This is a genomic window from uncultured Corynebacterium sp. (assembly GCF_937999985.1).
Taxonomy (GTDB): domain Bacteria; phylum Actinomycetota; class Actinomycetes; order Mycobacteriales; family Mycobacteriaceae; genus Corynebacterium.
Genome location: NZ_CALLDG010000072.1, coordinates 1 through 1,567, shown reverse-complemented (window position 1 = coordinate 1,567; position 1,567 = coordinate 1). Strand labels below are relative to the sequence as shown.

Below are 1,567 nucleotides of genomic sequence, written 5' to 3'. Positions count from 1 at the left end.
CGTTCCAAGGAAACCGACGGCTACGAGGCCGTACAGATCGCCTTCGGCGAGATCGACCCGCGCAAGGTAAACAAGCCTGCAGCCGGTCACTTCAAGAAGGCTGGCGTGACTCCGCGCCGCCACGTTGCTGAGATCCGCGTTGCAGACGCATCCAGCTACGAGGTTGGCCAGGACGTCACCGTAGACATCTTCAACGATGTCAAGTTCGTCGACGTGACGGGCACCACCAAGGGTAAGGGCTACGCCGGCGGCATGAAGCGCCACGGCTTCGCCGGCCAGGGTGCTGCTCACGGTAACCAGGCCGCTCACCGCCGCGTGGGCTCCATCGGACAGGCAGCCACCCCCGGCCGCGTGTTCAAGGGCAAGCGCATGGCAGGACGCATGGGTAACAACCGCGTTACCCAGCAGAACCTGAAGCTGGCCAAGGTCGACGCAGAGTCCAACCTGCTCCTGATCAAGGGTGCAGTTCCGGGTGTCAACGGCGGTCTCGTCGTTGTCAAGACCGCAGTGAAGGGCGGTGCACACGCATGAGCAATCTAAAGCTTGATGTCCACACCGCTGACGGTAAGACCAACGGCACGGTCGAGCTGCCCGCATCCATCTTCGATGCAGAGGCCAGCGTCGCACTGATGCACCAGGTCGTAACCGCTCAGCTCGCAGCAAAGCGTCAGGGTACCCACGCTACGAAGACTCGTGGCATGGTGTCCGGCGGTGGCCGTAAGCCGTTCCGCCAGAAGGGCACCGGTCGCGCACGTCAGGGCTCCATCCGCGCTCCCCACTTCACCGGTGGTGGCACGGTTCACGGCCCGCAGCCGCGTGACTACTCCCAGCGCACCCCGAAGAAGATGAAGGCTGCTGCTCTGCGCGGCGCCCTCACCGATCGCGTGCGCCACGACCGCATCCACGTGGTCGAGGAGCTGGTCCCGGGTCAGACCCCGTCCACCAAGGCTGCACGCGCTTTCATCGAGCGTCTGACGGACCGCAAGTCCGTGCTGGTCGTCCTGACCCGCGAAGACGTCACCGCATGGAAGTCCGTGAACAACCTGCCGCAGGTGCACACCCTGGTCAACGACCAGCTGAACACCTACGACGTTCTGAATGCGGACGACGTTGTGTTCTCCGTGGAGGCACTGAACGCTTTCATCAACGCCGCTGATAAGACCAAGGAGGAGGCAAAGTGAGCACTGTAGCTGATCCTCGCGATATCATCATCGCCCCGGTCGTATCTGAAAAGTCCTACGGCCTGATGGAGCAGAACGTCTACACGTTCCTGGTTCACCCCAGCTCTAACAAGACCCAAATCAAGATTGCCGTCGAGCAGATCTTTGGTGTGAAGGTCGCCAGCGTTAACACCGTTAACCGTGAGGGCAAGCGTAAGCGCACCCGCACCGGCTACGGCCAGCGCAAGGCAACCAAGCGCGCCATGGTGACCCTGGTCGCCGGCAGCGATCCGATCGACATCTTCGGTGGAGCGACCGCCTAAGGCGGCCGGACACCGAAAGGTAAAGAGGAAGCAAAAGTATGGCTATTCGTAAGTACAAGCCGACTACGCCGGGTCGCCGCCAGA

The 1,567-nt window shown here is 62.2% G+C and carries 3 protein-coding genes; all 3 read left to right on the top strand.

Going from position 1 to position 1,567, the window contains the following annotated elements; genetic code table 11:
- The coding region (rplC, locus tag Q0331_RS03380; RefSeq protein ID WP_298074878.1) for a 50S ribosomal protein L3 at nucleotides 1-531 on the top strand (531 nt) is incomplete at its 5' end.
- A complete protein-coding gene (rplD, locus tag Q0331_RS03375; RefSeq protein ID WP_011274166.1) occupies nucleotides 528-1,181 on the top strand; it encodes a 50S ribosomal protein L4 in 654 nt (217 codons plus the stop codon). The genes rplC and rplD, both read left to right, overlap by 4 nt.
- The gene (gene rplW, locus Q0331_RS03370) at nucleotides 1,178-1,483 is read left to right on the top strand and encodes a 50S ribosomal protein L23 (RefSeq protein ID WP_011274165.1); all 306 of its coding nucleotides are present in this window, start codon (nucleotides 1,178-1,180) and stop codon (nucleotides 1,481-1,483) included. The genes rplD and rplW overlap by 4 nt, the downstream gene beginning before the upstream one ends.
- Nucleotides 1,484-1,567: the final 84 nt, after the last annotated feature.

What these genes read in the sequence shown, in the direction of transcription:
- rplD (WP_011274166.1), top strand. Translation starts at nt 528, where the DNA reads ATGAGCAATCTAAAGCTTGATGTCCACACCGCTGACGGTAAGACCAAC.